Raw genomic sequence first — 26,405 nt, 5'->3', positions numbered from 1 at the left:
CCCGAACCCGGGCGCACCCCCGCCGAACCTGCCGAAACAGTGGGTTTGCGCTGAAACAGTGATGTTTGATCACTGTTTCAGCGCAAACCCACTGTTTCAGCGCGGGGCTCGGGCATCGCGGAGAGTCGTTCAGCAGGGCACTCGGGCGGGGCACTCGGAGGAATCGGCGGGACCTCCCCACACGGACCCGCCCCTCGCCGCGCTCGCCTACTCGTGCGCCGCCAGGAAGCTGTAGACCTCGGTCTCGTCCACGCCGGGGAAGGCGCCCGGGGGCATGGCCGCCAGAAGGTGCGAGTGCGCCCGCGCCGAGGGCCAGGCGTTCCCGGCCCAGGCATCGGACAGCTCCGCCGGCGGTTGCCGGCAACAGCTCGGATCCGGGCAGTTCGACACCGACCGCACCGTCGTCTCACGGCCGCGGAACCACTTCACATGGGCGTACGGCACCCCGACGGACAGGGAGAACTGCCCGCCCGCGGAGCGCTCGGTACGGGCCGTGCACCAGAACGTCCCGGCCTTGGTGTCCGTGTACTGGCTGTAGGGACTGAACTTGTCGGCCACCCCGAAAACCACCCGGCTCGTCCAGTTCTTGCAGCTCGGCTGACCCTCGATCGACCCCGTGTGATCCTTCGGAAAGATCACGCCGTCGTTCTCGTAGGCCTTGTAGATGATGCCGCTCTGGTGCGTCTTCTGGAAATGCGTCGTGATGCCGAGGTGGTGCGTGGCCAGGTTGGTGAAGCGGTGGGCGGCCGTCTCATAGGACACGGCGAAGTGGTCCCGCAGGTCCTCGATGGCGATCTCCTTGGCCGCCTTGGCGTGCTGCAGGAACTCGACCGTCGCATCCTCGGGCAGCATGAGCGCGGCGGCGAAGTAGTTCGTGGCGACGCGCTGGTGCAGGAAGTCCCCGTAGTTCCGCGGTGTCTCATGCCCCAGCACATAGTGGCCCAGCGCCTGGAGCAGCACTGAGCGCGGATCGTGATCGCCGGACGAGCCCTGCGTGAGGTAGATCCGCCGGTTCTTCAGGTCCGTCACGCTCCGGGTGGAGTGCGGGAGGTCGCTCACGTGGTGCAGGGTGAAGCCCAGGTGGGCGGCGATGTCCGAGATGACGAACTGGCTGAGCGGCCCGCCGCTGTACCCGACGCCGGCCAGGACCTTCTTGGCCTCCGCCTCGTACTCCGGGAAGTAGTTGCCCCGCTGGCGCATCATCACGCGCAGCTCGCTGTTCGCCCGGCGAGCCTCCTCCGGGGTGGCGAGCTGCTCGTTGAGGCGCCGTTCCAGTTCCTTGAGCAGGCCGAGCTGTGCTTCGAGCACGTCGTTGGGCAGCCGCGGCCCCACCCGGATCGCGGGCAGGTTGAGGGACTCGTAGAGAGCACTGCGCTGGTAGCGCTCCAGCTCGATCTCCATGGCGGCGCGGCGGCTGGGCGGTTCCGTGCCGAGCAGATCGTCCAGCCCGACGTCGAGCGCTCCGGCCAGCTGTTGTAAGGCGCCCAGGCGCGGCTCGCGCTTGCCGTTCTCCAGCAGGCTGAGCTGGCTCGGCGCCATGCCGACGACGCCGGAGAGCGCCTCGAGCGTCAGGCCCGCCTTCTTGCGCAGGTGCCGGACCCGGCGGCCGAGCGCGATGACATCCACCCCGCCGCTGTCGCCCAGGGGTGCGGGCCTCTCGAGGCCGGCATGCCAGTTGCCACGGACCGCTTGCTGCTCCGAACGCGCCATTTTTTGAGAATACGGGAAGAAGTGCATTTCTTTCCAGGGAAAACCTCTGGAAAGGGGTGTGAAACTGCGGAAATCTTAAAGCACGGCAAAGAACAGCCGGCATCAAGAGCTCAGCGAAGAGCCCTACTTGAGGAGACGGACATGACCGCAGAATTCACCACTTCCCCGAGCACCCCCGAAGAGTCGGCGGCGGCCCTGGAGCTGGAATGGTCTGCCAACCCGCGTTGGGAGGGCATCCAGCGCGACTACTCGGCTGCCGACGTCGTCCGCCTCCGCGGTCGTGTCAGCGAAGAACACACGCTCGCCCGCCGCGGATCCGAGAAGCTCTGGGCCCAGCTCAAGGAGCAGCAGAGCAAGGGCGAGCACACCCATGCCCTCGGCGCCCTCACCGGCAACCAGGCCGTGCAGCAGGTCAAGGCCGGACTCAAGGCCATCTACCTCTCCGGCTGGCAGGTCGCAGCGGACGGCAACAACGCCGCACAGACCTACCCGGACCAGTCCCTGTACCCGGCCAACTCCGTGCCGCAGGTGGTCCGCCGCATCAACAACGCCCTCCTTCGCGCGGACCAGATCGAGTTCTCCGAAGGCAAGCAGTCCGTGGAGGACTGGCTGGTCCCGATCGTGGCCGACGCCGAGGCCGGTTTCGGCGGTCCGCTGAACGCCTACGAGCTCATGAAGTCCATGATCGCCTCCGGCGCCTCGGGAGTTCACTGGGAGGACCAGCTGGCCAGCGAGAAGAAGTGCGGCCACCTGGGCGGCAAGGTGCTGATCCCCACCCAGCAGCACATCCGCACCCTCAACGCGGCCCGCCTGGCCGCCGACGTCTCCGGCGTCCCGAGCGTCATCATCGCCCGGACCGACGCCGAAGCCGCCACGCTCATCACAAGTGACGTGGACGAGCGGGACCAGGAGTTCATCACCGGCGAGCGCACGGCGGAGGGCTTCTACAAGGTCCGCAACGGGATCGAGCCCTGCATCGCCCGTGCCAAGGCCTACGCGCCGTACTCGGACCTCATCTGGATGGAGACCGGCACCCCGGACCTCGAGCTGGCCCGGAAGTTCGCAGAGGCCGTCAAGTCCGAGTTCCCGGACCAGATGCTCGCCTACAACTGCTCCCCGTCCTTCAACTGGAAGAAGCACCTGGACGACGCCACGATCGCCAAGTTCCAGCGCGAGCTCGGCGCCATGGGCTTCACCTTCCAGTTCATCACCCTGGCCGGCTTCCACGCCCTGAACTACTCCATGTTCGATCTCGCCCACGGCTACGCCCGTGACGGCATGAGCGCCTACGTGGAGCTCCAGGAGCGCGAGTTCGCCGCCGAAGACCGCGGATACACCGCAACCAAGCACCAGCGCGAAGTGGGCACCGGCTACTTCGATCTGGTCTCCACTGCCCTGAACCCGAACGGCAGCACCCTGGCCCTGGTGGGATCCACCGAAGAAGGCCAGTTCCACTGAGGTTCCCCGCACGAATTTTCTAAGGACAGTGACATGACCACCACCTTCGAGCTCACCGCTCAGCCGATCCGGAGGCAGGGAGAGATCCTGACCCCGGAGGCCCTGGAATTCATCGAACGGCTGCACCGTGCGCTCGGCGAGCGCCGCACCGAACTGCTCGACGCCCGTCACGGCCGCCGGGCCCGGATCGCCGGCGGCGAGGATCCGCAGTTCCCGCACGGCACCGAACACATCCGCGAGGACCGCAGCTGGCGGGTCGCCCCGCCGGCTCCGGGCCTGAACGAACGCCGCGTGGAGCTGGCAGGCCCCACCGACCGCCGCACCACCATCAGCGCGCTCAACTCGGGCGCCTCGGTCTGGGTCGCCGACTTCGAGGACTCCCTGACCCCGAGCTGGCGCAACATCATCTCCGGCCAGCTGAACCTGATGGACGCCCTGGAACGGCGCATCGATTTCACGGCGCCGGACGGCTCGGAGCTGCGTCTGACCGAGGGCACGCTGCCCACCATCGTGATGCGCCCCCGCGGCCTGCACCTGCCGGAGAAGCACCTTCTCTCGGGCGGTCAGCCGGTCTCCGGGTCGATCGTGGATTTCGGGCTGTACTTCTTCCACAACGCCCGTCGCCTGCTGGCCCAGGGCCGCGGTCCGTACTTCTACCTGCCGAAGGTGGAGACCCACCAGGAGGCCCGGTGGTGGAATGACCTGTTCATCCTGGCCCAGGATCTGCTGGGACTGCCCCAGGGCACCATCCGCGCCACGGTCCTGATCGAGACCATCTCGGCGGCCTTCGAGATGGAGGAGATCCTGTACGAACTGCGGGATCACGCCTCCGGCCTGGCCGCCGGGCACTGGGACTACATCTTCTCCCTCATCAAGACGTTCCGGACCCGAGGTCCGCGCTTCGTCCTCCCGGACCGCTCCCAGATCACCATGGAGCAGCCGTTCATCCGGGCCTACTCGGAACAGCTGGTGCACATCTGCCACAAGCGGGGCGCCATGGCGATCGGCGGCATGTCCGCCGAAGTCCCCAGCCGGCGCGACGCCGCACAGAACGCCCGTGCGACCGCCGCGGTCCGCGCGGACACCACGCGCTTCGCCGTGGACGGATTCGACGGCACCTGGGTGGCGCATCCGGATCTGGTGTCCTCCGCCCGTGAAGTGTTCGACGCCGCCCTCGGCCAGCGTCCGCACCAGATGGACCGGCAGCGCCTGGACGTGGTCCCGGACGCCCGCGCCCTGATCGACCTCTCGCAGACCACCGGCACCATCACGGAGGCCGGGATCCGCTCCAACGTGGAGATCGGCATCCGGTACATCGAATCCTGGCTGCGGGGCAACGGCGCCGTGACGATCCGCCGCAACATGGAGGACGCGTCGACGGCGGAGATCTCCCGGTCGCAGCTCTGGCAGTGGATCCACAACCAGGCGATCACGGACCAGGGCGAGGTCATCACCCGCGAATGGGTGACGGAGATCTTCGAGGAGGTCTACAGCGGACTGGAGCGCTTCGAGGGTGACCGCTTCCGCGACGCCCGCGAGCTCTTCGAGGAAGTGGCTCTGGCCTCCTTCTTCCCGACCTTCCTGACCATCCCGGCCTACGCCCGGTTCCTCTCCACCTCAGCGGAGGATGCGAGGGAACGACGGCTGGTGGCCGCCTGAGACCACCTGTCGGCGCCGGCGCCGCGACGGACTCGCAACACGTACCCCGAAGGCCGGGGGCGGCCCGGCCGACAGGGAACATCCGCCCCGACGACGACGGCGGCGCACCGGAAGGTGCGCCGCCGTCGTCGTGCTGGGCCGGCTTTTTGTCCCCCGCCCCTCGTTGCGTGCTCAGTTGTTGTGGGTTCCGACGCTTCGAACCCGCAACAACTGAGCACGCAACGCGTCGCCCGGCACACCCTAGACTGGCTCCATGCCGACCCTTGAGGCCACCACGACCGTCGCCATCGATCCGGAACTCGCGTTCGCGGTGTCCCAGACCCATGGCGAGCTGCGGCTCCGCTGGGACCGGTTCATCCGCGCCGAACGGCTCCTGGACGGCGCGACCTCCCAGGGCAAGGGCGTCCGGACGTGGACGCGGCACCGCTGGGGGATGCCGATGGTGAGCGAGTGCGTGTCCTTCCACCCGCCGTCGCACACCGGGATGCACATGGTGGAGGGGCCCTGGTTCTTCGAGCGGTTCGCCGGGGGCTGGCGGTTCAAGGCCGCGGACGACGGCGGCACGCTCGTGAGCTGGCGCTACAGCTTCGCGTGCCGGCCGGCGTGGCTCGCGCCACTTGCGGAGTGGATCGGCGCCAGGATCCTGCAGCGGGAGATCAGAGCCCGCCTCGACGGCTTCGCCGCCGGCTGCGCCGACCCGGAAGTGCTCGACGCGGTCCGGAGCGGCCGCCGCTCCTAGGCCTGCTGCGGCTCCTCGCCTCCCCTAGCCCTGCTGCCGCGCCGCGGCCAGCTTGTTCGCGCGGGACACGCCCCACGTGGTGCAGACGAGGAACGCCATGGTGGTCAGCAGCGGCACCAGGAGCGCGAGCTGCCAGCTGCCGGCGCTCACGTGGACCGAGCCGATCACGCTCGGCGCGATGCCCGCGAAGATGTACCCGATGCCCTGCACAAGCGCGGAGATCCGGGCGGTCTGAGCCTGGGTGGAGCCGGCCTTGATGATCGCCGAGAGCACCAGCGTGAAACCGCCGCCCTGCGCGGTGCCGCCAGTGAACGCCCAGAGCCACCACAGCTGCGGCGCCAGGAGAAGCCCGAGAGGAACCGTCACCCAGAGCGCGCCGATGACGAGCGTCCCCGCGATCCCGCCGAGCCACCGCACCAGCAGCGGCGTGCCGAGAGCGCCGAGGATGCCCATCACCTGGAAGATCGAGGAGCCGGCGCCGGCCTCGGTGGGGGCGAGCCCGATGGTGTCGTGCAGATAGCTGGGCAGCCATGCCGTGATGCCGAAGTAGCTGGAGGACTGGCCCGCGAAGCCGATCACCAGGGCGATGGTCACCCAGAGCGTGGCGCCCTGCAACCGCGCCGCGGCCCTGCGCGCCGCCTTGCCGGCGGCCTTCTCCTCGGCGGCGCTGAGCCCTTCCTGCCCGGATCCGGGACCGGCGATCGCCACCGGCTTGAGTGCCACGGCCGCGCCCATGGTCCAGATCCAGAAGCCCAGCACCACGAGCGCGACGACGCCGGACAGCGCCAGGGCGCCCTGCCACCCGAGCCACTGCGCCAGCGGAGCCGTGGCCACCGAGGCGAGGAACGCACTGAAGTTGAGGGTGCCGGAGTAGACGCCCATGGTGAGGCTCTGCCGCTCCACGGGGAAGTCCCGCCGGACGATCAGCGGCATGACGATGTTGCCGATCGTGATGGCCGCGCCGATCACGGCCGTTCCGGCGTAGAGGGCCCACTCCGGGCCGATCGACCGGATCGCCGCTCCCACGGCCACGCCGGCGACCGTGAGGGACACCGCCATCTCGGCGCCCCCCTTGCGGCCCAGCCAGGAGGCAGCGGGCGAGAAGAAAGCGAAGCACAGCACCGGGATGCCGGTGAGGATGCCGAACTGGACCTCACTGAGCCCCACCTCGTTGCGGAACACCGGCGCGAGGGGCGCGAGCCCGATGAACGGTCCGCGCATGGTGAGCGCGATGCCGATGATCGCGAGCAGGAGGAGCCAGGCCGGCTGTCCATGGGTGGTGGAGTGCGTCGACCTGGATGCCACGGTCGTGGGGGTACGGGTCATGCTGCCACGCTCTCCGGGCGCCCTCGACGCCCTGTCTCAAACAAACCACTATGGTATACCATCTTGCCCCAGCCTCCGGACGCCAGGGCGTCCGCCCCGCCCACGTCCGGTCCCGCCCCCGCCACACCCACCGCGGGAATAACGGTCCACTCCCCCGGGTTGATTCCTCACGTGAAGATTGAAATCTGGTCCGACGTCGCGTGCCCCTGGTGCTTCATCGGCAAGCGCCGTTTCGAAAAAGCCCTGGAGAAGTTCCCCCATCGCGATGAGGTGGAGGTCCAGTGGCGGAGCTACCAGCTGGATCCGAGCATCCCCGAACACTACGACGGTACCGAACTCGGATACCTCAGCGAGCGCAAGGGCATGGCACCCGAACAGGTTCGCACGATGTTCGGTCATGTCACGGAGCAGGCCGCGGGCGAGGGTCTCGCGTACGACTTCGACACCGTGGTGGTCGCCAACAGCTTCACCGCGCACCGCCTCATCCACCTGGCCGCGCAGTCCGGCAAGGCCGACGAGGCCAAGGAGCGTCTGCTCAGCGACCACTTCGAGCACGGCAAGGACATCGGGAACCACGAGTACCTGCGCGGTCTCGGCGCCGAGCTCGGCCTCCCCGCCCAGGACGTGGAAGAGCTGTTCACCACGGACAAGTACGCCGACGCGGTCCGCGAGGACATCGCCGAGGCCCGCGCCATCGGCGTGAGCGGCGTTCCGTTCTTCGTGTTCGACCGGAAGTACGGCGTCTCCGGCGCCCAGTCCAGCGACACGTTCTCCCAGGTGCTCAACGAGGTCTGGCAGGAGAGCCACCCCCTCCTGACACCCGCTGCGGTGGGCGCCCAGGCATCCGGCGACGACGCCGATCTCAACGGTCAGGCCTGCGGCCCCGACGGCTGCTGAACCGGCTGCTTCGGCTGATGATGCCGGCCCGGGCGAAGGCGTGCGCGAACACACAGCCTTCTCCCAGGCCGGCATCTCCCTTTTGATGACACAATCCGGTAAAGTGTCTCTATGCCCAAAATCTCCGCGGCCAACAATGTGGCCCAGCGCGCCGAGACCCAGCGGAAGATCCTCACCGCATTCGGCGAACTCCTCTTCACCCAGGGCCTGCCTGGGCTGACCATGACGGACGTGGCCCGCCACGCCGGCATCGGCCGCACCGCGGTGTACAACTACTACGCGGACATGGAGGAGCTGCTGGTCTCCTACGCGTTGACCGAGACCGAGAAGTTCGTGGCCGAGCTCAAGGCCGGCCTGGAATCGCTCGACAACCCCGTCGACCAGCTCTCCCTCTACATCCGGGCCCAGGTGGAGGACCTCACGCGTCGCCACCTGCCGCCGGGACCCGCGATGGCGGCGGTCCTCTCCCCCAAGTCCTTCGCCCGCCTCGCCGATCACGTCGGCGAACTCAACGGCCTGCTGCAGCAGATCCTCCGGCACGGCATGGAACAGGGCTTCCTCCCCCACGGTGACGTCGAATCCCTCGCCCGCCTGATCCTGGGCACCCTCTCCTCGACCGCTTCCCGCGCCAAGTCCCACCAGCCCGGCTCCCCGGAACTGGAACTGCAGATCGCAGCCACCGTGCGGTTCATCGCCAGCGGTGCGGGCGCCGAGTTCGACGACGACGGCCGTCCCGTCGTGGTCGCGCCTCTGCTGACGCCGCTGGCCTGAGTCCGGCCCACCCCGCGGGCGGGTCACCTCCCGCGGGAGCCACCTCGCCGGCATCACCTGGCCAGCGTCACTAGGCGGGAGTCACTGGGCCGGAGTCACTTGGCGGGAGTGCTCGCCACCGTCCGTTCGCGCGGGCAGAGAAGCGTCCCCGGTCCCTGCGCCAGCTTCGCGACAGGTGTGACGGCCGTGAACCCCTGGAACAGGATGACGTCCACGGTGCCGTCGGTCCGGCCGTCCTGGTAATAGTCCGAACCCGCGAACTGCCGCTGCACGGACAGCGCCGCGGCGTGGCCGTCCTTGCCGGACACCACCGCCACCGGCGTGTTCAGGGAGAGATCCCGGTTGGTCACCGCGCCCACCAGGAACTTGCGTTCCCTGAGCTGCGCAGCCACATTGCCCGCCAGGCCACGCCGGTCCGTGGCGTTGAAGACGTTGACCTTCACGGCCGAGTATTTGAGGGGCGTGATCGTCCCGGCCGGGCAGACCGAGGTCCGCTGAGGCGTGGACTCGGACTGCGGGATGTTCAGATAGCCCTTCTGGAGGGCGAAGGCGACGCCGATGCCGCCGGCCACCAGAACGAGCAGGGCCACCAGCACCACCCCGTGACGCAGGCGCAGGCGGAAGCGGCGCCCGTCGCCGTCGTCGTCCGGATCCGGGGAGAAGGCCGCCTCGAGTTCCTGGCGGGAGACCACATGACTCCCGTGCAGGCGCTCAGGATCCCGCGCCACCGTGCCTCACTCCTCGATGACCAGCACGCGGGCGTGGATGGCGGTCCGCTGGTGCAGGGCCGTGCGCACCGCGCGGTGCAGCCCGTCCTCCAGGTATTTCACGCCCTTGTACTCGACGACGTGCGGGAACAGGTCGCCGAAGAAGGTGGAGTCCTCCGCCAGAAGGGCCTCGAGGTCCAGGGTGCGCTTGGTGGTGACCAGTTCGTCCAGCCGCACGGGCCGGGGCGGCAGCGCGGCCCAGTCCTTGGGCGTGTTGTGCCCGTGTTCCGGGTACGGACGTCCTTCACCGACAGCTTTGAAGATCACCCTGCAAGCCTAGGCAAGAAACAGGTTCCGGGGAATCGGCACGCCGCCCGCACCCCGAGTCGTAGTGGAACGGTGACCATTTGACGGGGCCGGATTGAAGGCGGCCGGAACCCGGGTGTTGAATGGTGGGCATGACCGACAGCAGTGCCCCCGCCGCCCCCGACACCCACTCCCCGGACGGGACGGCCGGCCTGGAGCCGAGGGCCCCGCGTCAGGCGACCATCCCCGTCGAGCCGGGCGACGGCACCCGTCCCCCGCTGGCGCTGCTGCTCGACGTCGACGGGCCCATCGCGAGCCCGGTCACCCGCTCCGTTCCGGACGCGGTCATCGCGGAGCTGCTCTGGCTGGCCTCCGCCGGCGTGCCCGTCATCTTCAACACCGGCCGCTCCGCGGACTTCATCGACCAGCAGGTGGTCCGCCCCATGCTCGCGGCCGGCATCCCGGAAGGCCTCGAGTTCCTGGCCGTGTGCGAGAAGGGCGCCACCTGGTTCACCTTCGACCGCACCGGCGCAGGCGAGGTCCACGTGGACGAGCAGTTCATGGTCCCGGCCAGCTACGCCGCGGCGATCCGCGAGCTCGTGCGGCGCAAGTACGCGGAGTGGATGTTCTTCGACGAGACCAAGCTCGCCATGGTGTCCGTGGAGCAGCACGTGGAAACGCCCAGCGAGGACTACCTGGCGCAGCAGCCGCACTTCGACGCCGACGCGCTCTCCCTCATGCCGGCTCACGCCATGCGCGGTCTCATCCGCTCCGCGGCGCCGGAGAAGACGAGCGGCATCAAGGACTCCCAGGCGAACCACTTCCTGGTGGACCCCACGATCATCTCGACCGACATCGAGCACGCGCGCCTGGGCAAGGACCTCGGGGCGTGGCGTGCGCTCACCTGGCTCCAGGAGCGCGGGCTGGAACCCGAACAGTGGCGCACGGTGGGCGATTCGGGCACGGATTACGCCATGGCCGACTGGCTGCAGGCGCAGGGGCACGCCGTGGCCCACGTGGATGTCCGCCCCGCCGAGGAGCTTCCCGAGAAGCCGTACCACGTCCTGACCGCGGTCCAGGTGGGACTCGGCTCGGACGTGGTGAACGACGAAGCGGGGCTTGCCTTCCTCCGCGCCTGGCACGAGCGTCTGGACGGCTGAGCGGACCTCGCTGCCTCAGCCGGACCGCTCAGCCCATCAATCCGTTCAGCACATCAGCCCGCTCGGCGCGGCCGACCCGCTCGCTCAGCTTGCGGCGGGCTGAGCGGAACCGGTTTCCGGCGCCGCGAGGGCTGCTTCGACGGCGGCGAGCAGCTCGGCGTCGTCCGGCTCGGTCCGTGACCCGAAGCGTTCCAGCACCTCGCCGTCGCGGCTGATCAGGAACTTCTCGAAGTTCCACTTGATCAGGCCCGGCAGCAGAGGGTGCTTGAAGCGGGTCAGCTCCTGGTACAGCGGGTGCTGGTCCTTGCCGCGCACCTTCGCCTTGGCTGTGAGGGGGAAGGTCACCCCGAAGTTGAGCCGGCAGAACTCGGCGATCTCGGCGTCGTCGCCCGGCTCCTGCCCGGCGAACTGGTTGCACGGCACCCCGAGGATCTCCAGACCCTGATCCTGGAAACGCTCATAGAGCCGCTGAAGGCCGTCGTACTGCGAGGTGAAGCCGCATTTGGACGCCACATTGACCACCAGGACCGCCTTGCCCCGGAATCGCCCGAAGCTGGATCCGGCGCCGTCGTTCATGGTCAGGGGGATGTCATAAAGAGAGGTCACCTGACGAGCCTACGCCGGTCGGGAGACCCCGACGGACGCGAAGGTCCCGGTCAGCCGCCGAGGAGCGGCAGGCAGATCCTGATGCCGAGGATGGTGATGGTGCACCCGGAGTTCTGCGGCGGCTGCGGGGCCGGGATGCCGGGCGCCGGAGTGCCGGGCTGCGGCGCGGGCGGCTTCGGGGCCGGAGGCTGGGTGGCCGGCGGCTGGACGACAGGAGGAACCACGGGCGGCGCCGAGGGGTTCGCCGGGGCGGACGGCTCGGGCTCCGCCGGCGTGCCGGGAGCGGATGGCTCCGCACCGCCGCCGCCGGGCTCACCGCCGCCGGCGTCCGGACCCGGTGCCGTGGAACCGGGCTGACCGGGTTGCGCAGCAGCGGCGCCCGTGCCGGATCCCGTGCCCGACGTGCCCTCGTCAGAGGACTGCGAGGTGAGGTGGGCCTGCTCCTCGGTGGCCCCTGCCTCGCCGGCGGGTCCGGAACCGTCCGCCGGAGGGGCAGTCGCCTCGCCGGACTTCTTCGCGGGTCCGTTCGCGACTGCCGTCCGGGAACCGCTCTGGCGGTCGGCAGGACGTGACAGGACGACGCCGGAGGTCCCCGACGTCGAGCCGTTCGCCTGAGCGTGCGGCGCGGCGTCGTGCTCCGCGGCCAGTTCAGGCTGGGACGTTCCGCCGGAGACCAGAGCGGTCGAGACGAGTAGCACAGCGCTCAGCGTGGCCAGTGACACCGCCTGACGGTGCCGGGCGGTGCCGACGCCCCATGCGGCGAGAGCACCGGTGTCGGCCCGGCGGGCGCCCCGGCTCCGGGCCCTGCTGCGAGCCGTCCGGGCCGACGGCGGCGCGACGCGGCGGCCGCTCACGGCAGCGGCTTCCGGACACGGCCGGGCTGTCCGGCGACGGTGCCGAAAGCCCAGAACTCAGTCATCACGTGTGATCCCCCTTGCGCGGCCCTCCCCTGAAAGCCGTTGTCACCGATTCTCTCCCAGTGACATGCGCCACGCCAACCTTGACAACTCTGTTGCGCGCGGTTCTGGTGCGGTCAGTTCTGGCGGGGGCCCGGATCAGGGGGTGAGGAGCGACCGCAGCACGCTGGGCAGCAGCGTCGGACTCAGGAGGGATGTCGGTCCCGGCGTGCCGGTGCCCTCCACACCCGGGCTTCCCGAGTCCTGGGGCGTGGAGGGGGAACCGCTCCCCGCCGGGGCTCCGGAACTCGGCGGCGCCGTGGGGCCCGCGGTTTCCGTGCTGCTCGGCGTGGGCGTCGGGCTCGTCGGCCCGGTCGGGGAAGGTTCCGTGGGCGTCGGGGAGGGAGTCGGAGTGCCGGTCGGTCCCGGCGTCGAGGGCGGCGTGGGGCCCGGCGTCGAGGGTTGCGGCGTCGGGTGCTCGGGATGCGTGGGTTCCGGGCGGGCCGGGGGGACCTTGGTGCCCGGAGGGATCTTGCCGCCGTCCTTCTCCGCTTCGGGCGTGATGATCCCCTCCGTGCCGGAGGATCCGCCGGGCAGGGTCCAGGCCGACTTGGCGCCGGACCTCGAGTAGTCCGTGAAGGCGATGCGGTCCAGGCGGTCCACCTGCTTGATGGGGTCGAGCACCCATTGCAGCGGGTTGACGTACTTGCCGTTCTTGATGGTCTCGAAGTGCAGATGGCAGCCCGTGGACGAGCCCGTGGTGCCCACCTTCGCGATCACCTGCCCCACCTCGATGCTCTCGCCCTTGTTCACGGCGATGCCGGAGAGGTGGTTGTAGGTCGTGACCAGGCCGTTGCCGTGATCGATCTCGATCCTGTTCCCCCCGCCATACGGCGACCAGCCGACGTTGCGCACGCGACCGGCGTCGGCGGCGTAGACAAGGGTGCCGCACGCTGCGCCGTAATCCTGTCCCCAGTGGATCTCGCCCACTTCACCCGTGAGCGGGTTGATCCGCGGGCCGAACGGCGAGGTCGGGATCAGAACCTCCAGCGGCGAGGACAGATGGCCTGCGGCAGGACGGTGGCGTCCGGCCTCCGCCACGTTGAGACGTTCGCGCGCCCCCTTGGGACGGCTCTGCAGGGTGGTGGTCTCAAAGGCGATGAAGGCTTCGGCTTCCGCGGTGACCGGCGCGCCGAGCGCGGGGACCCTGACGTGGTCGGTGGCCACGGGCGGCGCCTGCGGCGTCCCCACCGCGGTGAACTGTGCCACGACGGGAGGCGTTCCGAGCGCCAGTGACACGAGGACGGCACTGGCCATGACCAGGCTCGCCCTCATCGATGTTCCCATGGGCCCCCGGCCGCGATGACGCGGCACGTGGTGGCCCCTCACAGTGCTTCCATCCCCAAGACCTGCACAGCGCTGAACATCCCCTGTTGTCGTCTGTGAAGACCGCCCGACCGGGCAATCACTTCTCAGTGTGCGCCCGCCGCCGTCGCGAATTCAAGGGGTTCCCGCGCCCCGTTTCAGAACCGCGTGCGGGAACGCCACCCGCCGCCCGGAACGGCCCCGGACGACACGGTGGGGCGCCCCGGATTCCGGGGCGCCCCACCGGCGCTTGCGGCCGTCGGAAAACGTCATGCCCTCCGCAGGGCCGGCGTGCGTCCCAGGATCAGACCGAGGGCGAGCATCGCGGCGCCGAGCGCGAAGTGGAGGATGTTGTCCGCCATGTTCACGGGCACGAAGTTGCCCGCCGACTCCTCGCCGAAGAAGAGGCCGTACACGAACAGCACCAGGTAGATCACGCCGCCCCAGACCAGGAAGTTCCGGGCCCCGGCAGCGCTGCGCCCGAGGATCAGGCCGGCCACGCCGAACAGGAGATGGACCACGTTGTGCAGGACGGAGACCTGGAAGATCCCGAGGAGCATGGCGTGCGAATGGTGGCCCGCCGCCTCCATATCGCCCGACGTGATGCCGGGGACGAATCCCAGGATTCCGACGAGCAGGAAGACTGCTCCCACCAGGGTCGCGGTCAGACGTACCGGGCTCTTGCCCTGGATGACATTGCTGGACATTTCGTGCTCCTCACCTCGTGTTCCACGGCGCCCGATGCGCCGTCCGGTGACTTCAGCCCCCGGTGCGGACTTCCCGCATCATGGATTCGGAGCGGATGGCCCGGCGGATTGGAAAAGCCCGGGAGAATTTCTCCCGGGCTTTTCTCAGGTGTTCCCGCCGGACCTCAGGTGATGGATTCCACGAGGATCGGCTTGGTGGTCGGCTGGGCCGAACCGCCTTCGGGTTCGACCGTGACCCCCAGGAAGGACGCCGAGCCGATCCCGCCGGGCAGCTCGTTCCAGGTGGACGCTCCACCGCCACTCTCCAGCAGACCGGCCGGCTTCGCCGCACCCGCCTGGTCGATGAGCCAGAGCTCGTAGCTCTTGCCCTGCGGCGGCGCCGACATCCCGAGCGTCATGACGCCGCCGCGGCCTTCCTTCTCCGAGTGCATGACCAGCATGGTCGCGCCACCGGGGACCGAGAACTGCTTCACCTTGGCGTCCGGCGCGGCGATGATCCTGTTCATCGCCTCGGCCGGGGAGTCCTGCGCCGCGGCCAGCCGCCGCTGCGCCTCGTCCCGCTGCGACTGCGCCTGGAACGCCCAGCCGGCCGTTCCCGCAGCCGCCACGGCGAGCACGGTCGCGACCGCGGCCAGCCAGCGCGTCGACGACGGCGCCCGGCGGACCGGGAGCGGCACGACGTCGGCGGTGGCCGGCTCAGCCCCGGCTGCCTGTGCCGAATCGGAGCCCTGCGCGGGAGCCCCGTCGGCCGACGTCGTCGGCGCGGGTGTCGGCACGAGTGTCGGCTGAGCCTGCGGCGCGGGCGTTTCCCGTGTCGGCCGCTCGGTGGTGGCAGGCTCGGTGGCGGCAGGCTCGGATCCGAGCGCCTCCGGCCCGGCGACCGCCTCGACCTGGGGCGTGATGGCGATCTGGGCCATGAGCCGAGCCTTCAGGTCCGCGGGCGGCGCCACCGGCGTCGTCCCGGCGGCCAGCAGGGCGGCCACCTGACTCAGTTCGCGCGCTTCCTCCGTGACCGGGTGGCCCGGGGTCAGCGACGTCTCGAAGTGGCGGCGTTCGTCCTCGTCCAAGGCGTTGAGCGCGTAGGCGCCGGTCAGCAGATGCAATTGATCATCCATGGCCAACTCCTAACGTGTCTCTCAGACGGATCATGCCGTCACGAATTCTGGTTTTCACGGTGCCCAGGGGCAGGTCGAGCGCCTGGGCCACTTCTCCGTAGCTGTACCCGCCGTAATAGGCGAGTTTGATGGCCTGCCGCTGGACCTCGGTCAGCGACTCCATCGCCTTGTGGACCCGCTCGCTCTCCAGGGCCACCTGCACGCGGTGCTCGACGTCGTCGTAGCTCTCGCGGAACTCCTTGATGCCTTCCCGCAGGTCCCGTTCCTGGGAGGCCTGCGCGGCTCGCACCCGGTCGACCGCCCGGCGGTGGGCCATCACGGTGATCCAGGCCCGGGCGCGTCCCCGGTCGGCGTCGAAGCGCTTGGCCTGCTGCCAGACCTCCAGGAACACCTCCTGGGTGACTTCCTCGCTCTGGGCCGGATCCCTCAGAACCCGGAGCACCAGACCGTGGACGTGCGGCGCGAGTGCGTCATAGAGACTGCCGAACGCTGCTTGGTCGCCCTGCGCCACCCGATCCATCAACTCGTCGATGTCGGCGGAGGCGGAGGGGGGAGGTCCCGAACCAGGGGGATGCATGTACATCACTGTCTCATAGCCGCTCATGTCCATCCGCCACCTGTCGTCCGGAAGTGGAAGGGTGGCGGGCCTGACGGCCCGCCACCCGGGTCTCACCTGGGGTCCTGCACCGCAGCGACTACTTGGCCGGGGGCAGGAGGACCGAGTCCACCAGGTAGACGGTCGCGTTGGCCGTCCGGACGCCACCGCAGATCACGTTGGCGCCGTTCACCTTCAGGTTGTCGCCGGAACCGGAGACGGTGACCTTCTGGCCCTCGACCGTGTCATGCGTGCCGACGATCGACGCCGGCTCGATCTGGCCCGGCACCACGTGGTAGGTCAGGATCTTCTTGAGGGCCGGGGCGTCCTTCTTGAGGCTGTCGATGGTGGCCGCGTCGATCTTCGCGAAGGCGCTGTCCACCGGCGCGAACACCGTGAACTGGCTGCCGTTCAGCGTGTCGACCAGGTTCACCTGCGGGTTCAGCTTGCCGGAGACGGCCTGGACCAGGGTCTTCAGCAGCGGGTTGTGGGAGGCCGCCACCGCCACCGGGTCGGTGGACATGCCCTGGACGGATCCGGGGCCGCTCGGGTTGGCGGAGGCGTACGCCTGGCAGCCGGGGCCCACCAGGTTGGCGGCGGGATCCATGCTGGGGCTGGCTGCTGCACTGCTGGACGTCATCGCCGGGGACGGCTCGGACGAGGTGGTGGCGGCGCCGCCGCTCATTCCACCGCTGCACGCCGCGAGCCCGAGGGGCACGACGGCTGCGAGACCGGCCAGGACGGAAAGACGCTGGATCTTCTTCATGATGATGCTCCTCTTCAAAGGTGTGCGGTCCGCATCCAGAAGCTGGGCTGACCTGTTGGTGCCAGTACTTCGGAGCAGGGTCCGCAGCCGGATTGGAGGAATTTCCGGAAACTTTCCGATGGCGCATTTTCCGCTCTCCTGAGCTGCGGCGAGCGCCGCGAGGGGACCCCGCGTGAGAGTGGGGTGCTGCTCCCCTCCGGCACGACGACGGCGGCTCCCAGCCGCCGCTTCCCTCCACCCGTCCGGTCCGCCCGTCCAATCCGCCGGGGCACGGCGCACCGAATACCCGGCATGGACACGAACATCATCATCGGCTTCCTGGGCGGTCTGGTGACCGGAATATCGCCCTGCATCCTGCCCGTCTTACCGGTCATCTTCTTCTCGGGAGGTCTGGACAGCGCACGGCGCGATCCCGGCGCCGCTCCCGGCGACGACGACGCGCCCGCCCGGGCCGTCTCCCGGTGGCGGCCGTACCAGGTGATCGCGGGACTGGTGATCAGTTTCAGTGTCTTCACGCTGCTCGGTTCGCTGCTGCTCAGCCTCCTGGGGCTGCCGCAGGACATCTTCCGCTGGGCCGGCATCGCGGTGCTGGCGGCGGTGGGACTGGGCATGCTCATCCCGCGCCTCGAGGAGTGGCTCGAACGGCCCTTCTCCTGGATCCCGCGACGTCAGGTGGACGCCCGGAAACGGGGCGGCTTCAGCCTGGGCCTCGCACTCGGGGCCGTCTTCGTCCCGTGCGCCGGTCCGGTCCTGGCCGCCATCACCGTCTCCGGCGCCACCGGCCGGATCGGCGCCGGGACCCTGGCGCTCACGCTGTCGTTCGCCGTCGGCGTCGCGATCCCCCTGCTGTTCTTCGCACTGGCGGGGCGCGGCCTGGCCGAACGGCTCAAGGCGTTCCGCCGCCGCCAGAAGGGCATCCGCATCCTCGCCGGCGTGCTCATGATCGCCCTCGCGGCCGGTCTGGCCTTCGACCTGCCCGCCGCCGTGCAGCGGCTCATCCCGGACTACACCGCGTCTTTCCAGGAGAAGCTGACGCCCTCGCAGGGCAGCCCTCTGGATCTGGGCGGCGTGGCCACGGACGAGAACAAGGACCTCTCCAAGTGCACCCAGGGCTCCACCGAGCTGCAGGACTGCGGGCCCGCACCCGAGCTCCGCGGCATCAACGCCTGGCTCGGCTCGGATCCGCTGACGCTCAAGCAGCTCAAGGGCAAAGTGGTCCTCCTGGACTTCTGGGCCTACTCCTGCATCAACTGCCAGCGGTCCCTGCCCCACATCACCGCGCTCGACAAGGCCTACCGTGACGCCGGGCTCCAGGTGATCGGCGTCCACACACCGGAGTACGCGTTCGAACGCGAGACCCGCAACGTCAGCGCCGGCATCAAGGATCACGGCATCCAGTACCCGGTGGCCCTCGACAACTCCTACGCCACCTGGACCGCCTACCGGAACCGCTTCTGGCCGGCGCAGTACCTCATCGACGCCCAGGGCAACGTGCGGCACATCCAGCAGGGCGAGGGCGGCTATGCGCTGACCGAGAAGCTCATCCGGTCCCTCCTGAGTTCCGCCCAGCCGGGCAAGGAGCTGCCGGCCGCCGTGGAGACGGGTTCGGCGGGACAGGACGGAGCCCTGCCGCAGAACACCACCCGCGAGACGTTCCTGGGAGTGTCCAAACAGGTCAACTACTCGGGCGCGGCCACCTACCGTTCCGGGACGTCCCTCTTCGCCTACCCGGCGTCGCAGGCTCCGGACAGCTTCGCGCTCTCCGGCTCCTGGACCCTCGAATCCCAGCGGATCTCGGTCCCGCGGAATGCGCCCGCCCCGGGATCCGGGGTGCGGCTGAACTTCCACGCCGGACAGGTCCAGGCGGTGCTGGGCGGCACCGGCTCCGTCACCGTGAAGGGCCCCGACGGCGAGAAGACCCTCCAGATCTCCGGCCCGCCGAAGTCCTACGTGGTCCATCAGAGCGACACCTCCGGCGCCGGGACCCTGGAGCTGCGGCCGACGCCGGGCGTGCAGCTCTACTCCTTCACCTTCGGGTGAGGTGAAGGAGGCCGTCTCCCGGAGTGCTGCGGGAGACGGTGGGGGATGTGAAACCCCCGTCGGAGAATCCCCCGACGCGTTCGTGTCAACGATTTCAGCGTTAACGTCAACGGCCCCGGAAACTCAGCTGAGTTTCCGGGGCCGTCTTGGCGGAGAATGGGGGATTTGAACCCCCGAGGGCGTTAACCCAACACGCGTTCCAGGCGTGCGCCATAGGCCGCTAGGCGAATTCTCCATTGCCCTAAGGGCAGGTATCAGCTTAGCGGACCTCCGCCGGGAGCGCCAAATCAAGGCCTGCCCGGCTCCTCGGACCGCCCCGATTTCCCCGTCCGCGTCCGGGCCGCTAAGCTGGTGTGCGACTCCTCGCGTGGCGTCATCCTGCCGAACTCCCCCAGGACCGGAAGGTAGCAAGGGTAAGTGGGCTCTGGCGGGTGCGCGAGGGGTCTTCTACGTTAAGGCCCGGCCCGTCCGGAGCCGTGGACTCCGGCTTCTCCTGTCAGCCTCGATTGATAGGGTTTCCCTGTGACCCAAGCCAGCGCTCTCTACCGCAGATACCGCCCCGACACTTTCGCGGACGTGATCGGTCAGGAGCATGTCACGGTCCCCCTGATGACGGCCCTGAAGAAGAACCGCGTCAATCACGCCTACCTCTTCTCGGGCCCCCGTGGCTGCGGCAAGACCACCTCGGCCCGCATCCTGGCCCGTTGCCTGAACTGCGAGCAGGGCCCCACCGACACCCCGTGCGGCGTCTGCCCCAGCTGCGTAGAACTCGCCCGCGGCGGAGCCGGTTCTCTGGATGTCATCGAGATCGACGCGGCCAGCCACGGCGGCGTCGACGACGCGCGTGATCTGCGCGAGCGCGCCACCTTCGCCCCGGCCCGGGACCGCTACAAGATCTTCATCATCGATGAGGCCCACATGGTCACGTCGGCAGGCTTCAACGCCCTGCTGAAGATCGTGGAGGAGCCGCCGGAGCACATCAAGTTCATCTTCGCCACCACGGAGCCGGACAAGGTGATCGGCACCATCCGCTCGCGGACCCATCACTACCCCTTCCGCCTGGTTCCGCCGGAGCCGCTCCTGGCCTACCTGGAACAGCTGTGCGAGCAGGAGAACGTCCCGGTGGCCCCGGGTGTGCTGTCGCTCGTCATCCGCGCGGGCGGCGGTTCCGTGCGCGACTCCCTCTCCGTGCTGGATCAGCTCATGGCCGGCGCCGGCCCGCAGGGTCTCGACTACGAACTGGCCGTCTCCCTCCTGGGCTACACGCACGCCTCGCTCCTGGATGACGTGGTGGACGCTGTCGCCGCCCATGACTCCGCCACGGTGTTCCGCGCCGTGGACCGGGTGCTGCAGACCGGCCACGATCCGCGCCGTTTCGTCGAGGACCTCCTGGAGCGTTTCCGGGATCTGATCATCGTCCAGGCCATGCCGGACAGCGCCGCCACCATCCTGCGCGGCATGCCCCAGGACCAGATCGCCCGGATGCGGCAGCAGGCCGTCACGCTCGGCCCCGCGGAGCTGTCCCGCTCGGCGGACGTCACCAACGCCGCGCTCTCCGAGATGACCGGCGCCACCTCGCCGCGTCTGCACCTCGAGCTGCTCTGCGCCCGTCTGATGCTCCCGGCGTCGGACAGCACCGAGCGCGGCGCCGCCGCACGACTGGACGCCCTGGAGCGCCGCCTCGCCCTCGGCGGGGCTCCGGCGCAGACGGCTCCCACACCCGCGCAGGCTCCGGCTCCAGCCGCGCAGCCTGCCGCGTCCGCTCCGGCCAGCGCGCCGGCGGTCACCCGGAACGACGACGCCGAACCGGCCTCCCAGCGGCCCTCCGCTGCTCCGACGGCTGCACCGGCCGCTACTCCGACACCTGAGCCGGCGCGTGCCGCGGACCTCCCGGATCAGCAGGCGTCCACACCGCCGACCCGCGACCTCCCTGCCGACGCCGCTCCCACGCCGGCCCCGGCTGCGGCTCCCGCCGCGGAACCGGTGTCCCGCGCCCGGGAGGCGGCGCCGTCGTCGGCCGCAGCCCCGTCCGCACCCGCCCAGACGCCTCCCCCGGCGCCCCAGCAGGAGGCCGCACCCGCGCCTCAGGGCGGCGGGGATGTCGAGGCGCTGCGCCGCGCCTGGCCGCAGATCCTGGACCGCCTGGGCAAGATCAAGCGCAGCACCTGGGCGCTCGTCGCACCCAACGCCACCGTGGCCCGTCTGGACGGCGACGCCGTGATCCTGTCGTTCTCCACCCCCGGCCTGGCCGGGGCGTTCGGCCGCGGTGACCACAAGACGCACCTTCAGACGGCGGTCAAGGAGGTCCTGGGCCTGGACTGCCGCGTCGAGGCCGTCGCGGGAGACGCGGCCGCACCGCCGCCGTCGTTCCAGACGAGCCGGCCGAGCGCACCCGAAGAGCCCGCGACGCCGTCGCCCGCAGCCGGTCCCGCCACGGCGGAGGAACCTCCGGGCTGGGGCGACAGCCCAAAAGCACCGGCTAGCCAGGAGAACATCCCCCCGGCTAGCGGCCCCGGCAGGTCAGCACCTCAGCGGACCGTCCCCTCTGGGGATTTCCACCCGCTGGATCAGCCGCGCGACGAGGACGAGCCGCCGCTGGATGAGGAACCGCCGTACGACGACGGTCCCTCCGACTGGGGCCGCCCGTCGGCTCCCGTTGCGCCGGCGACCCCCGCGTCACCGTCGTCCCCGGCGCCCTCGGCGCGTCAAGCGGCGCGGCCGGCGACGGCGGCCGCACCCACCGCACCCGAGCCGGCCGCGGCCGGAGGCCCTTCGGTCTCGCTCCAGGACGATCCGTGGTCGCGGGCCCGTGAGGTCTCCCCCGGCCGCTGGACGGTCGGGACCGAAAGCAATGTGAGCACCGGGAACGGCGGTTCCACAGCTTCCACGGCCATCCCCGGACAAGGATTCCAGGAACCCGAGTTCGAGGACGAGGACCTTTCCGACGAGGACCTGTCCGGCTCCGGCCCGGCTCCGGCAGCCGCTGGGGCTCCCGCCGGTGACCCGTGGGGTCTCCCCGCCGAACCGGCGAACGCCCCTGAGCGGACGGACGCCGCCGGCCAGGCAACCACAGCACCGGCACCCGCCGCCGCCCCGGCGTCGCGCCCCGCGGAAGCTCCCGCACCCGGTGAGCGGGGCGCCGGGAACGATGCTCGCGACGGCAACCAGAGTCTCTACCAGCGGCTCTCCAACAGCCCGCAGGCGCAGCGTGCCCGCGAGGAGGCCCGCCGGGCCGCCCCTCCGCAGGAACGGAACCCGGACGGCAGCGTGGCGGGGTATGCGGTGGACGAGATCAGCGCCGATGATGAGACCATCGAAGAATCAAGCACCTTCGGGCGCGCGGCCGTGGAACGTCTGCTGGACGGGACCCTCATCGAGGAGACCACCCTGGACGGCACCCCGATCATCCGGCGCTGACCGCGGGGAAGGCACCGTCGCGCACGCTGAACCGCACGAACGACCGGCCCGCCGCCAGAGCCGACCCAAAGCAAGAACTGACCTGTAGGAAAAGAGGACGCCGTGTACGAGGGCGCTGTTCAAGAGCTGATCGACGAGCTCGGACGCCTGCCGGGGATCGGCCCCAAGTCCGCGCAGCGGCTTGCCTTCCACATCCTCGAGGCGGACGCGGAGGACATGCGCAAGCTGTCCGAGGCGATCACCGCGGTGAAGACCCGCGTCAAGTTCTGCACCATCTGCGGCAACGTCTCCGAGCAGGACACGTGCAGCATCTGCCGTGACCCGCGCCGGGACGCGAGCATCATCTGCGTCGTGGAGGAGTCCAAGGACGTCATGGCCGTGGAGCGGACCCGGAGTTTCCGCGGCCGGTACCACGTGCTCGGCGGCGCCATCAGCCCCATCGACGGCATCGGTCCGGAGAAGCTGCGCGTCCGGGAACTCCTCACCCGCCTCTCCGATGACACGGTCCAGGAGATCATCATCGCCACGGACCCCAATGTGGAAGGCGAGGCCACGGCCACCTACCTCATCCGCACCCTGAAGCCCATCGGCGTCAACGTCAGCCGGCTGGCCTCGGGCCTCCCGGTCGGCGGCGATCTGGAGTACGCGGACGAAGCCACCCTCGGACGGGCCTTCGCCGGACGCCTCGCGGTCTGAGCCCACCGCTGAGCCCACCATGCGTCAGCCGGGCCGGCCGACGGAGGGCCGGCCGACGTCCGTACTAGATTGGCCTCATGGTCATCTCCGGGTCCCCTCTCGCCGCCCAGCCCACGCCACCGATCGCTCCCATCACCACCGACCGGCTGGTGCTCCGCCCCACGGAGCTCACCGACGCTCCTGCCCTGGAGAAGATCCGCGGCAGCGAGGAGACCACGCGGTACCTGTCGCACGAGGCCCTGGACCCCATCCAGGTGCGCGAGCGGATCGCCTCCGACCAGGCGCGTGCGGCCTCGTCCACGGCCACCGTCTTCCGGCACGCCTGGGCCATCCAGCTGCAGGATTCCGGTCAGGTGATCGGGGAGGCCAGCACCTGGACCACCAGGAATCCTCCGGAGCCGGGTCATCTCGAACCAGGTCAGGCCGCGTTCGGATACGTGCTCGATCCGGCGTTCCACCGGCGGGGGTACGGCAGCGAGGCCGCCCGGGCCCTCGTCGAGTGGCTCTTCACCCAGCGCGACATCCGGACCGCGTTCGCCGGCGTCTTCGAACCGAACGTCGCCTCGCAGGCACTGCTGCGAGGCCTCGGGTTCACCCCGGACCTCTGGTTCAGCGCCGAGCAGGACCAGAGCGGCAAGGGCCTGCCGTCCACCCGCTTCCGCCTCGACCGCCCGGACCAGGCCTGACTCCGGTCCAGCATGTGAGTCACATTTTCCGCACTGCGAGACGACGGCGATAAAATGGCTGCACGCGGTCTGTGCCCTGCCCGGGCCGCACGTCACGGACGCAGAGGTCCGCCACCCCCAGAACCTGGCGCCGCCCGGCGCCCGACCAGTAAGGGTCCATGCATGAGTCTGCCCACCAGTGAGCTGCCCGCAGCGGAACTGACCACCGAGCCCGGGGCCGCCACGCCCGCCACCGGCAAAGCCAAGCAGCTCATCGTCCAGAAGTTCGGTGGTTCCTCCGTGGCCGACGCGGACGGCATCAAGCGCGTGGCCGCTCGCGTCGCGGCCGCCCGGAACGCGGGCAACGACGTCGTCGTGGTGGTCTCCGCGATGGGTGACACCACGGATGAGCTGCTGGATCTCGCCGCGCAGGTCACGGACGGCGCCCCCGCCCGCGAGATGGACATGCTCCTCTCGGCCGGCGAACGCATCTCCATGGCCCTGCTCTCCATGGCCATCAACAAGCAGGGCGCCGTCGCGCAGTCCTTCACGGGCTCCCAGGCCGGCATGCTGACGGACGCGATCCACGGCAAGGCCCGCATCATCGACGTCGACCCGCACCGGGTCCGCACCGCCCTGGACAAGGGCCACATCGCGATCGTCGCCGGGTTCCAGGGCATGAGCCAGGACACCAAGGAAGTCACGACGCTCGGCCGTGGCGGCTCGGACACCACGGCCGTCGCCCTCGCCGCAGCACTCGACGCCGACGTGTGCGAGATCTACACGGATGTGGACGGCGTCTTCACGGCCGACCCCCGCGTGGTCGGCTCCGCCCAGAAGATCACCACGATCTCGAGCGAGGAGATGCTGGAGCTCGCCGCGTCCGGCGCGAAGATCCTCCACCTGCGCTGCGTCGAGTACGCCCGGCGCTTCGGCGTGCCGCTGCACGTCCGCTCATCCTTCAGCCAGCACGAGGGCACCTGGGTCCTGCCCAGCCCCGATGACAAGATCACCATCAAAGAGGGAGTTGCCTTGGAGCAGCCAATCATCTCCGGCGTCGCGCACGACCGTTCCGAAGCCAAGGTCACCGTGGTGGGCGTCCCGGACATCCCCGGCAAGGCCGCCGCGATCTTCCAGGTCATCGCCAAGGCGCACTCGAACATCGACATGATCGTGCAGAACGTGTCCACCAAGGGCACCGGCCACACGGACATCTCCTTCACCCTGCCGATCGTCGAGGGCGCCGACGCGCTCGAGGCACTCCGCGCGGCCCAGCCGGAGATCGGTTTCGAGAGCATCGACTACAACGCCGAGATCGGCAAGCTGTCGCTCATCGGCGCCGGCATGCGCTCCCACCCGGGCGTCTCGGCGACCTTCTTCAAGGCTCTCTCCGACGCCGGGATCAACATCGACATGATCTCCACCTCCGAGATCCGCATCTCCGTGGTCACCCGCGCGGACCTGCTGGATGACGCCGTGCGCGCAATCCACAAGGCGTTCGAACTGGACGGCGACTCCACCGCCACCGTGTACGGCGGCACCGGCCGCTGACGGCGGAGGCGCCGGCTGCATCACGCAGACGACGACGGCGGGGAACCGCCGTCGTCGTGTTGGTTAAGCGCCTGCCTTGTCAGGTGCGCGCCGCCTCACCTCAGCGGTGGGGCTCCTGCGGGCCGGGCTTCCGCGTCGCGTAATGGTGGCCCTGCGAGTCCGTCTCGATCTCGAAGTGACTGAGGTCCTCTTCCGAGGCCTTCTCGAAGTCGTCGTGCCGGTGGACCACCGGGGCCGCCGCGTCACCGCGCGCCGCCGGGCCGAAGAGCTTCGCGGCGTTCTCGGTCAGGTGCATGAATTTCTCGGTCATCGTGGTCATGCGTGCCACCTCCCTGCTCACGCCGGGCGGCCTCTCCACCCGGAGCGCTTAAGACGATTTTAAGTCCGCGGCGGGGGAAAGGAGCCGGTGGATCAGGAAATCCCGGAGGCCCCGAGGCTCAGATGCCTGGAGGCTCAGCGGAGCGAGTGATCGTCCGGATTCCGGGAGACGACGTAGGTGCTGCCGTCGGGCCGGGTCATCGTCTCCCACTGGAGCGTCTCGGCCTGACGCTGAGCCAGGAGGACCTTGTTCTCCTCGGTCATCTCATGATCCAGCGCACTGCGGTTCGCCGGACCGAAGACCGCCCGGAATTTCCCGGTGGCCCGCATGAAGCGCTGGGTGAAGGTCTGGTCGCTCATCTCTCTCCCTCGGTTCAGGGCATCCTCGACTCCTTCAGCATAGCAAATTATTTAGTACACTAACTAATCTCGCTCCTTGGCCCTCTCGACGGGGTCTTGACAACCCGAACGATAGGATGGACCTGTGGATTCCAATGCAGACACAGATCTCTCGCTCGAGAACCAGCTGTGTTTCGCACTCACGGTCGCTTCTCGGACGGTCGTCCAGGCGTACCGCCCGGTGCTGGAACCCCTCGGCCTGACCCACCCGCAGTACCTGGTGATGCTGGCCCTCTGGGACCACAATCCCCTGAGCGTCAAAGAGGTCAGCGCACAGCTCCTGCACGAGCCCGCCACCATCTCGCCCTTGCTGCGTCGACTGGAGGACATGGGCTACGTACGGCGCACCCCGAACGCCCAGGACGCCCGCGCGCTCGACGTCGAACTGACCACGGAGGGCCTCGCACTCAAGGAGAAGGCCCGAGCCGTCCCGCCCGCCATGATGCGCCGGCTCAAGCTCACACGCGAGGAGGTCATGGTGCTGAACAAGGCCATGCACAACCTCATCGAAGCGGCCACCGCGGAGGACTGACCCG

The 26,405-nt window shown here is 69.5% G+C and carries 25 protein-coding genes, 1 tRNA gene and 1 other RNA gene; 13 read left to right on the top strand and 14 right to left on the bottom strand.

All coding sequences use genetic code 11. The features are described 5' to 3' along the window. Positions 1 to 207 precede the first annotated feature (207 nt). Positions 208 to 1,737, bottom strand: a complete 1,530-nt coding sequence (locus P9849_RS02300) for a helix-turn-helix transcriptional regulator (RefSeq protein WP_278268112.1) — start codon at positions 1,735 to 1,737, stop codon at positions 208 to 210. 114 nt (positions 1,738 to 1,851) lie between these two features. Between P9849_RS02300 and aceA the strand changes: the two genes are divergently transcribed. The 3 genes from aceA to P9849_RS02285 all read left to right on the top strand — a co-directional run bounded on the left by aceA (position 1,852) and on the right by P9849_RS02285 (position 5,566). Further along, complete coding sequence (gene aceA / locus P9849_RS02295; RefSeq protein WP_278268111.1) at positions 1,852 to 3,168, top strand: isocitrate lyase; 1,317 nt, start codon at positions 1,852 to 1,854, stop codon at positions 3,166 to 3,168. Positions 3,169 to 3,201: 33 nt separating this feature from the next. After that, positions 3,202 to 4,827: a malate synthase A gene (gene aceB, locus P9849_RS02290; protein ID WP_278268110.1), complete on the top strand. Its 1,626-nt coding sequence runs from the start codon at positions 3,202 to 3,204 to the stop codon at positions 4,825 to 4,827. Between the two features lie 253 nt (positions 4,828 to 5,080). Then, positions 5,081 to 5,566: an SRPBCC family protein gene (locus P9849_RS02285; protein ID WP_278268109.1), complete on the top strand. Its 486-nt coding sequence runs from the start codon at positions 5,081 to 5,083 to the stop codon at positions 5,564 to 5,566. A gap of 24 nt (positions 5,567 to 5,590) precedes the next feature. On the opposite strand, the gene P9849_RS02280 is transcribed toward P9849_RS02285, so the two are convergent. After that, positions 5,591 to 6,892, bottom strand: a complete 1,302-nt coding sequence (locus P9849_RS02280) for an MFS transporter (RefSeq protein ID WP_278268108.1) — start codon at positions 6,890 to 6,892, stop codon at positions 5,591 to 5,593. Positions 6,893 to 7,063: 171 nt separating this feature from the next. Between P9849_RS02280 and P9849_RS02275 the strand changes: the two genes are divergently transcribed. Both P9849_RS02275 and P9849_RS02270 read left to right on the top strand, forming a co-directional pair. Then, positions 7,064 to 7,789, top strand: a complete 726-nt coding sequence (locus tag P9849_RS02275) for a DsbA family oxidoreductase (protein WP_278268107.1) — start codon at positions 7,064 to 7,066, stop codon at positions 7,787 to 7,789. Between the two features lie 111 nt (positions 7,790 to 7,900). Then, positions 7,901 to 8,560 (top strand): TetR/AcrR family transcriptional regulator, encoded by a 660-nt coding sequence (locus P9849_RS02270; RefSeq protein ID WP_066214768.1) that lies wholly within the window; start codon positions 7,901 to 7,903, stop codon positions 8,558 to 8,560. A 95-nt stretch (positions 8,561 to 8,655) separates the two neighbouring features. Here the strand turns inward: P9849_RS02270 and P9849_RS02265 are convergent, their stop codons facing one another. After that, positions 8,656 to 9,288: a LytR C-terminal domain-containing protein gene (locus P9849_RS02265; protein WP_278268106.1), complete on the bottom strand. Its 633-nt coding sequence runs from the start codon at positions 9,286 to 9,288 to the stop codon at positions 8,656 to 8,658. 6 nt (positions 9,289 to 9,294) lie between these two features. Next, positions 9,295 to 9,594 carry a type II toxin-antitoxin system VapB family antitoxin gene (locus P9849_RS02260; protein ID WP_066214766.1) on the bottom strand — a complete coding sequence of 100 codons (300 nt, stop codon included), beginning with the start codon at positions 9,592 to 9,594 and terminating at the stop codon, positions 9,295 to 9,297. A 131-nt stretch (positions 9,595 to 9,725) separates the two neighbouring features. Here P9849_RS02260 and P9849_RS02255 point away from each other — a divergent pair, with 131 nt between their 5' ends. Continuing rightward, positions 9,726 to 10,733 carry a hypothetical protein gene (locus P9849_RS02255; protein ID WP_278268105.1) on the top strand — a complete coding sequence of 336 codons (1,008 nt, stop codon included), beginning with the start codon at positions 9,726 to 9,728 and terminating at the stop codon, positions 10,731 to 10,733. Positions 10,734 to 10,817: 84 nt separating this feature from the next. On the opposite strand, the gene P9849_RS02250 is transcribed toward P9849_RS02255, so the two are convergent. The 7 genes from P9849_RS02250 to P9849_RS02220 all read right to left on the bottom strand — a co-directional run bounded on the left by P9849_RS02250 (position 10,818) and on the right by P9849_RS02220 (position 16,783). Further along, entirely contained in the window at positions 10,818 to 11,339 is a 522-nt protein-coding gene (locus P9849_RS02250; RefSeq protein ID WP_278268104.1) for a glutathione peroxidase, read from the bottom strand. 50 nt (positions 11,340 to 11,389) lie between these two features. Continuing rightward, the gene (locus tag P9849_RS02245; protein ID WP_278268103.1) at positions 11,390 to 12,193 is read right to left on the bottom strand and encodes a hypothetical protein; all 804 of its coding nucleotides are present in this window, start codon (positions 12,191 to 12,193) and stop codon (positions 11,390 to 11,392) included. 201 nt (positions 12,194 to 12,394) lie between these two features. Continuing rightward, positions 12,395 to 13,570 (bottom strand): M23 family metallopeptidase, encoded by a 1,176-nt coding sequence (locus P9849_RS02240; RefSeq protein WP_278268102.1) that lies wholly within the window; start codon positions 13,568 to 13,570, stop codon positions 12,395 to 12,397. Between the two features lie 299 nt (positions 13,571 to 13,869). Further along, positions 13,870 to 14,307, bottom strand: coding sequence for a DUF4383 domain-containing protein (locus P9849_RS02235; protein ID WP_107003726.1), 438 nt, complete (start codon positions 14,305 to 14,307; stop codon positions 13,870 to 13,872). 164 nt (positions 14,308 to 14,471) lie between these two features. Further along, positions 14,472 to 15,422, bottom strand: a complete 951-nt coding sequence (locus tag P9849_RS02230) for an anti-sigma factor (protein ID WP_278268101.1) — start codon at positions 15,420 to 15,422, stop codon at positions 14,472 to 14,474. After that, positions 15,415 to 15,999 (bottom strand): ECF RNA polymerase sigma factor SigK, encoded by a 585-nt coding sequence (gene sigK / locus P9849_RS02225; protein ID WP_278268100.1) that lies wholly within the window; start codon positions 15,997 to 15,999, stop codon positions 15,415 to 15,417. Before sigK ends, P9849_RS02230 begins: the two co-directional genes overlap by 8 nt. Before the next feature lie 118 nt (positions 16,000 to 16,117). Continuing rightward, positions 16,118 to 16,783 (bottom strand): fasciclin domain-containing protein, encoded by a 666-nt coding sequence (locus P9849_RS02220; protein ID WP_144630159.1) that lies wholly within the window; start codon positions 16,781 to 16,783, stop codon positions 16,118 to 16,120. Positions 16,784 to 17,074: 291 nt separating this feature from the next. Here P9849_RS02220 and P9849_RS02215 point away from each other — a divergent pair, with 291 nt between their 5' ends. Next, on the top strand, positions 17,075 to 18,823 hold the full coding sequence (locus tag P9849_RS02215; protein ID WP_278268099.1) for a cytochrome c biogenesis protein DipZ: 1,749 nt from the start codon (positions 17,075 to 17,077) through the stop codon (positions 18,821 to 18,823). Between the two features lie 147 nt (positions 18,824 to 18,970). On the opposite strand, the gene P9849_RS02210 is transcribed toward P9849_RS02215, so the two are convergent. Then, a tRNA-Ser gene (locus P9849_RS02210) sits at positions 18,971 to 19,058 on the bottom strand. Between the two features lie 119 nt (positions 19,059 to 19,177). Here P9849_RS02210 and ffs point away from each other — a divergent pair. The 5 genes from ffs (at position 19,178) to P9849_RS02185 (ending at position 25,152) form a co-directional block, all read left to right on the top strand. Then, positions 19,178 to 19,274: signal recognition particle sRNA small type (gene ffs, locus P9849_RS02205), an RNA gene on the top strand. A 71-nt stretch (positions 19,275 to 19,345) separates the two neighbouring features. After that, on the top strand, positions 19,346 to 22,240 hold the full coding sequence (locus P9849_RS02200; RefSeq protein ID WP_278268098.1) for a DNA polymerase III subunit gamma and tau: 2,895 nt from the start codon (positions 19,346 to 19,348) through the stop codon (positions 22,238 to 22,240). 102 nt (positions 22,241 to 22,342) lie between these two features. Next, a complete protein-coding gene (gene recR, locus P9849_RS02195) occupies positions 22,343 to 22,936 on the top strand; it encodes a recombination mediator RecR (protein ID WP_066214750.1) in 594 nt (197 codons plus the stop codon). A gap of 77 nt (positions 22,937 to 23,013) precedes the next feature. Further along, positions 23,014 to 23,622 carry a GNAT family N-acetyltransferase gene (locus P9849_RS02190; RefSeq protein ID WP_278268097.1) on the top strand — a complete coding sequence of 203 codons (609 nt, stop codon included), beginning with the start codon at positions 23,014 to 23,016 and terminating at the stop codon, positions 23,620 to 23,622. Between the two features lie 168 nt (positions 23,623 to 23,790). Continuing rightward, positions 23,791 to 25,152, top strand: coding sequence for an aspartate kinase (locus tag P9849_RS02185; RefSeq protein WP_278269071.1), 1,362 nt, complete (start codon positions 23,791 to 23,793; stop codon positions 25,150 to 25,152). Positions 25,153 to 25,252: 100 nt separating this feature from the next. Here P9849_RS02185 and P9849_RS02180 read toward each other — a convergent pair whose 3' ends face one another. Together P9849_RS02180 and P9849_RS02175 are read right to left on the bottom strand one after the other, a co-directional pair. Further along, positions 25,253 to 25,471 carry a hypothetical protein gene (locus P9849_RS02180; protein ID WP_278268096.1) on the bottom strand — a complete coding sequence of 73 codons (219 nt, stop codon included), beginning with the start codon at positions 25,469 to 25,471 and terminating at the stop codon, positions 25,253 to 25,255. Between the two features lie 134 nt (positions 25,472 to 25,605). After that, complete coding sequence (locus tag P9849_RS02175; protein ID WP_066214742.1) at positions 25,606 to 25,830, bottom strand: hypothetical protein; 225 nt, start codon at positions 25,828 to 25,830, stop codon at positions 25,606 to 25,608. 124 nt (positions 25,831 to 25,954) lie between these two features. Here P9849_RS02175 and P9849_RS02170 point away from each other — a divergent pair, with 124 nt between their 5' ends. Further along, positions 25,955 to 26,401 carry a MarR family transcriptional regulator gene (locus tag P9849_RS02170; RefSeq protein ID WP_066214740.1) on the top strand — a complete coding sequence of 149 codons (447 nt, stop codon included), beginning with the start codon at positions 25,955 to 25,957 and terminating at the stop codon, positions 26,399 to 26,401. Positions 26,402 to 26,405 lie beyond the last annotated feature (4 nt).

Origin of the sequence: Arthrobacter sp. Y-9, assembly GCF_029690065.1 — a bacterium.
Lineage (GTDB): Bacteria > Actinomycetota > Actinomycetes > Actinomycetales > Micrococcaceae > Arthrobacter_E.
Note: the sequence above shows the minus strand (reverse complement) of the source record. Positions and strands in the feature narration are given on the sequence as shown.

Excerpts from the sequence above, each read along its gene's own strand:
- P9849_RS02280 (WP_278268108.1), bottom strand. The coding sequence starts at position 6,892 with ATGACCCGTACCCCCACGACCGTGGCATCCAGGTCGACGCACTCCACC.
- sigK (WP_278268100.1), bottom strand. The coding sequence starts at position 15,999 with ATGCATCCCCCTGGTTCGGGACCTCCCCCCTCCGCCTCCGCCGACATC.
- P9849_RS02270 (WP_066214768.1), top strand. The coding sequence starts at position 7,901 with ATGCCCAAAATCTCCGCGGCCAACAATGTGGCCCAGCGCGCCGAGACC.
- P9849_RS02235 (WP_107003726.1), bottom strand. The coding sequence starts at position 14,307 with ATGTCCAGCAATGTCATCCAGGGCAAGAGCCCGGTACGTCTGACCGCG.
- P9849_RS02285 (WP_278268109.1), top strand. The coding sequence starts at position 5,081 with ATGCCGACCCTTGAGGCCACCACGACCGTCGCCATCGATCCGGAACTC.
- P9849_RS02175 (WP_066214742.1), bottom strand. The coding sequence starts at position 25,830 with ATGAGCGACCAGACCTTCACCCAGCGCTTCATGCGGGCCACCGGGAAA.
- P9849_RS02255 (WP_278268105.1), top strand. The coding sequence starts at position 9,726 with ATGACCGACAGCAGTGCCCCCGCCGCCCCCGACACCCACTCCCCGGAC.
- P9849_RS02300 (WP_278268112.1), bottom strand. The coding sequence starts at position 1,737 with ATGCACTTCTTCCCGTATTCTCAAAAAATGGCGCGTTCGGAGCAGCAA.
- P9849_RS02220 (WP_144630159.1), bottom strand. The coding sequence starts at position 16,783 with ATGAAGAAGATCCAGCGTCTTTCCGTCCTGGCCGGTCTCGCAGCCGTC.
- aceA (WP_278268111.1), top strand. The coding sequence starts at position 1,852 with ATGACCGCAGAATTCACCACTTCCCCGAGCACCCCCGAAGAGTCGGCG.
- P9849_RS02215 (WP_278268099.1), top strand. The coding sequence starts at position 17,075 with ATGGACACGAACATCATCATCGGCTTCCTGGGCGGTCTGGTGACCGGA.
- P9849_RS02240 (WP_278268102.1), bottom strand. The coding sequence starts at position 13,570 with ATGAGGGCGAGCCTGGTCATGGCCAGTGCCGTCCTCGTGTCACTGGCG.
- P9849_RS02180 (WP_278268096.1), bottom strand. The coding sequence starts at position 25,471 with ATGACCACGATGACCGAGAAATTCATGCACCTGACCGAGAACGCCGCG.
- P9849_RS02190 (WP_278268097.1), top strand. The coding sequence starts at position 23,014 with ATGGTCATCTCCGGGTCCCCTCTCGCCGCCCAGCCCACGCCACCGATC.
- aceB (WP_278268110.1), top strand. The coding sequence starts at position 3,202 with ATGACCACCACCTTCGAGCTCACCGCTCAGCCGATCCGGAGGCAGGGA.
- P9849_RS02230 (WP_278268101.1), bottom strand. The coding sequence starts at position 15,422 with ATGGATGATCAATTGCATCTGCTGACCGGCGCCTACGCGCTCAACGCC.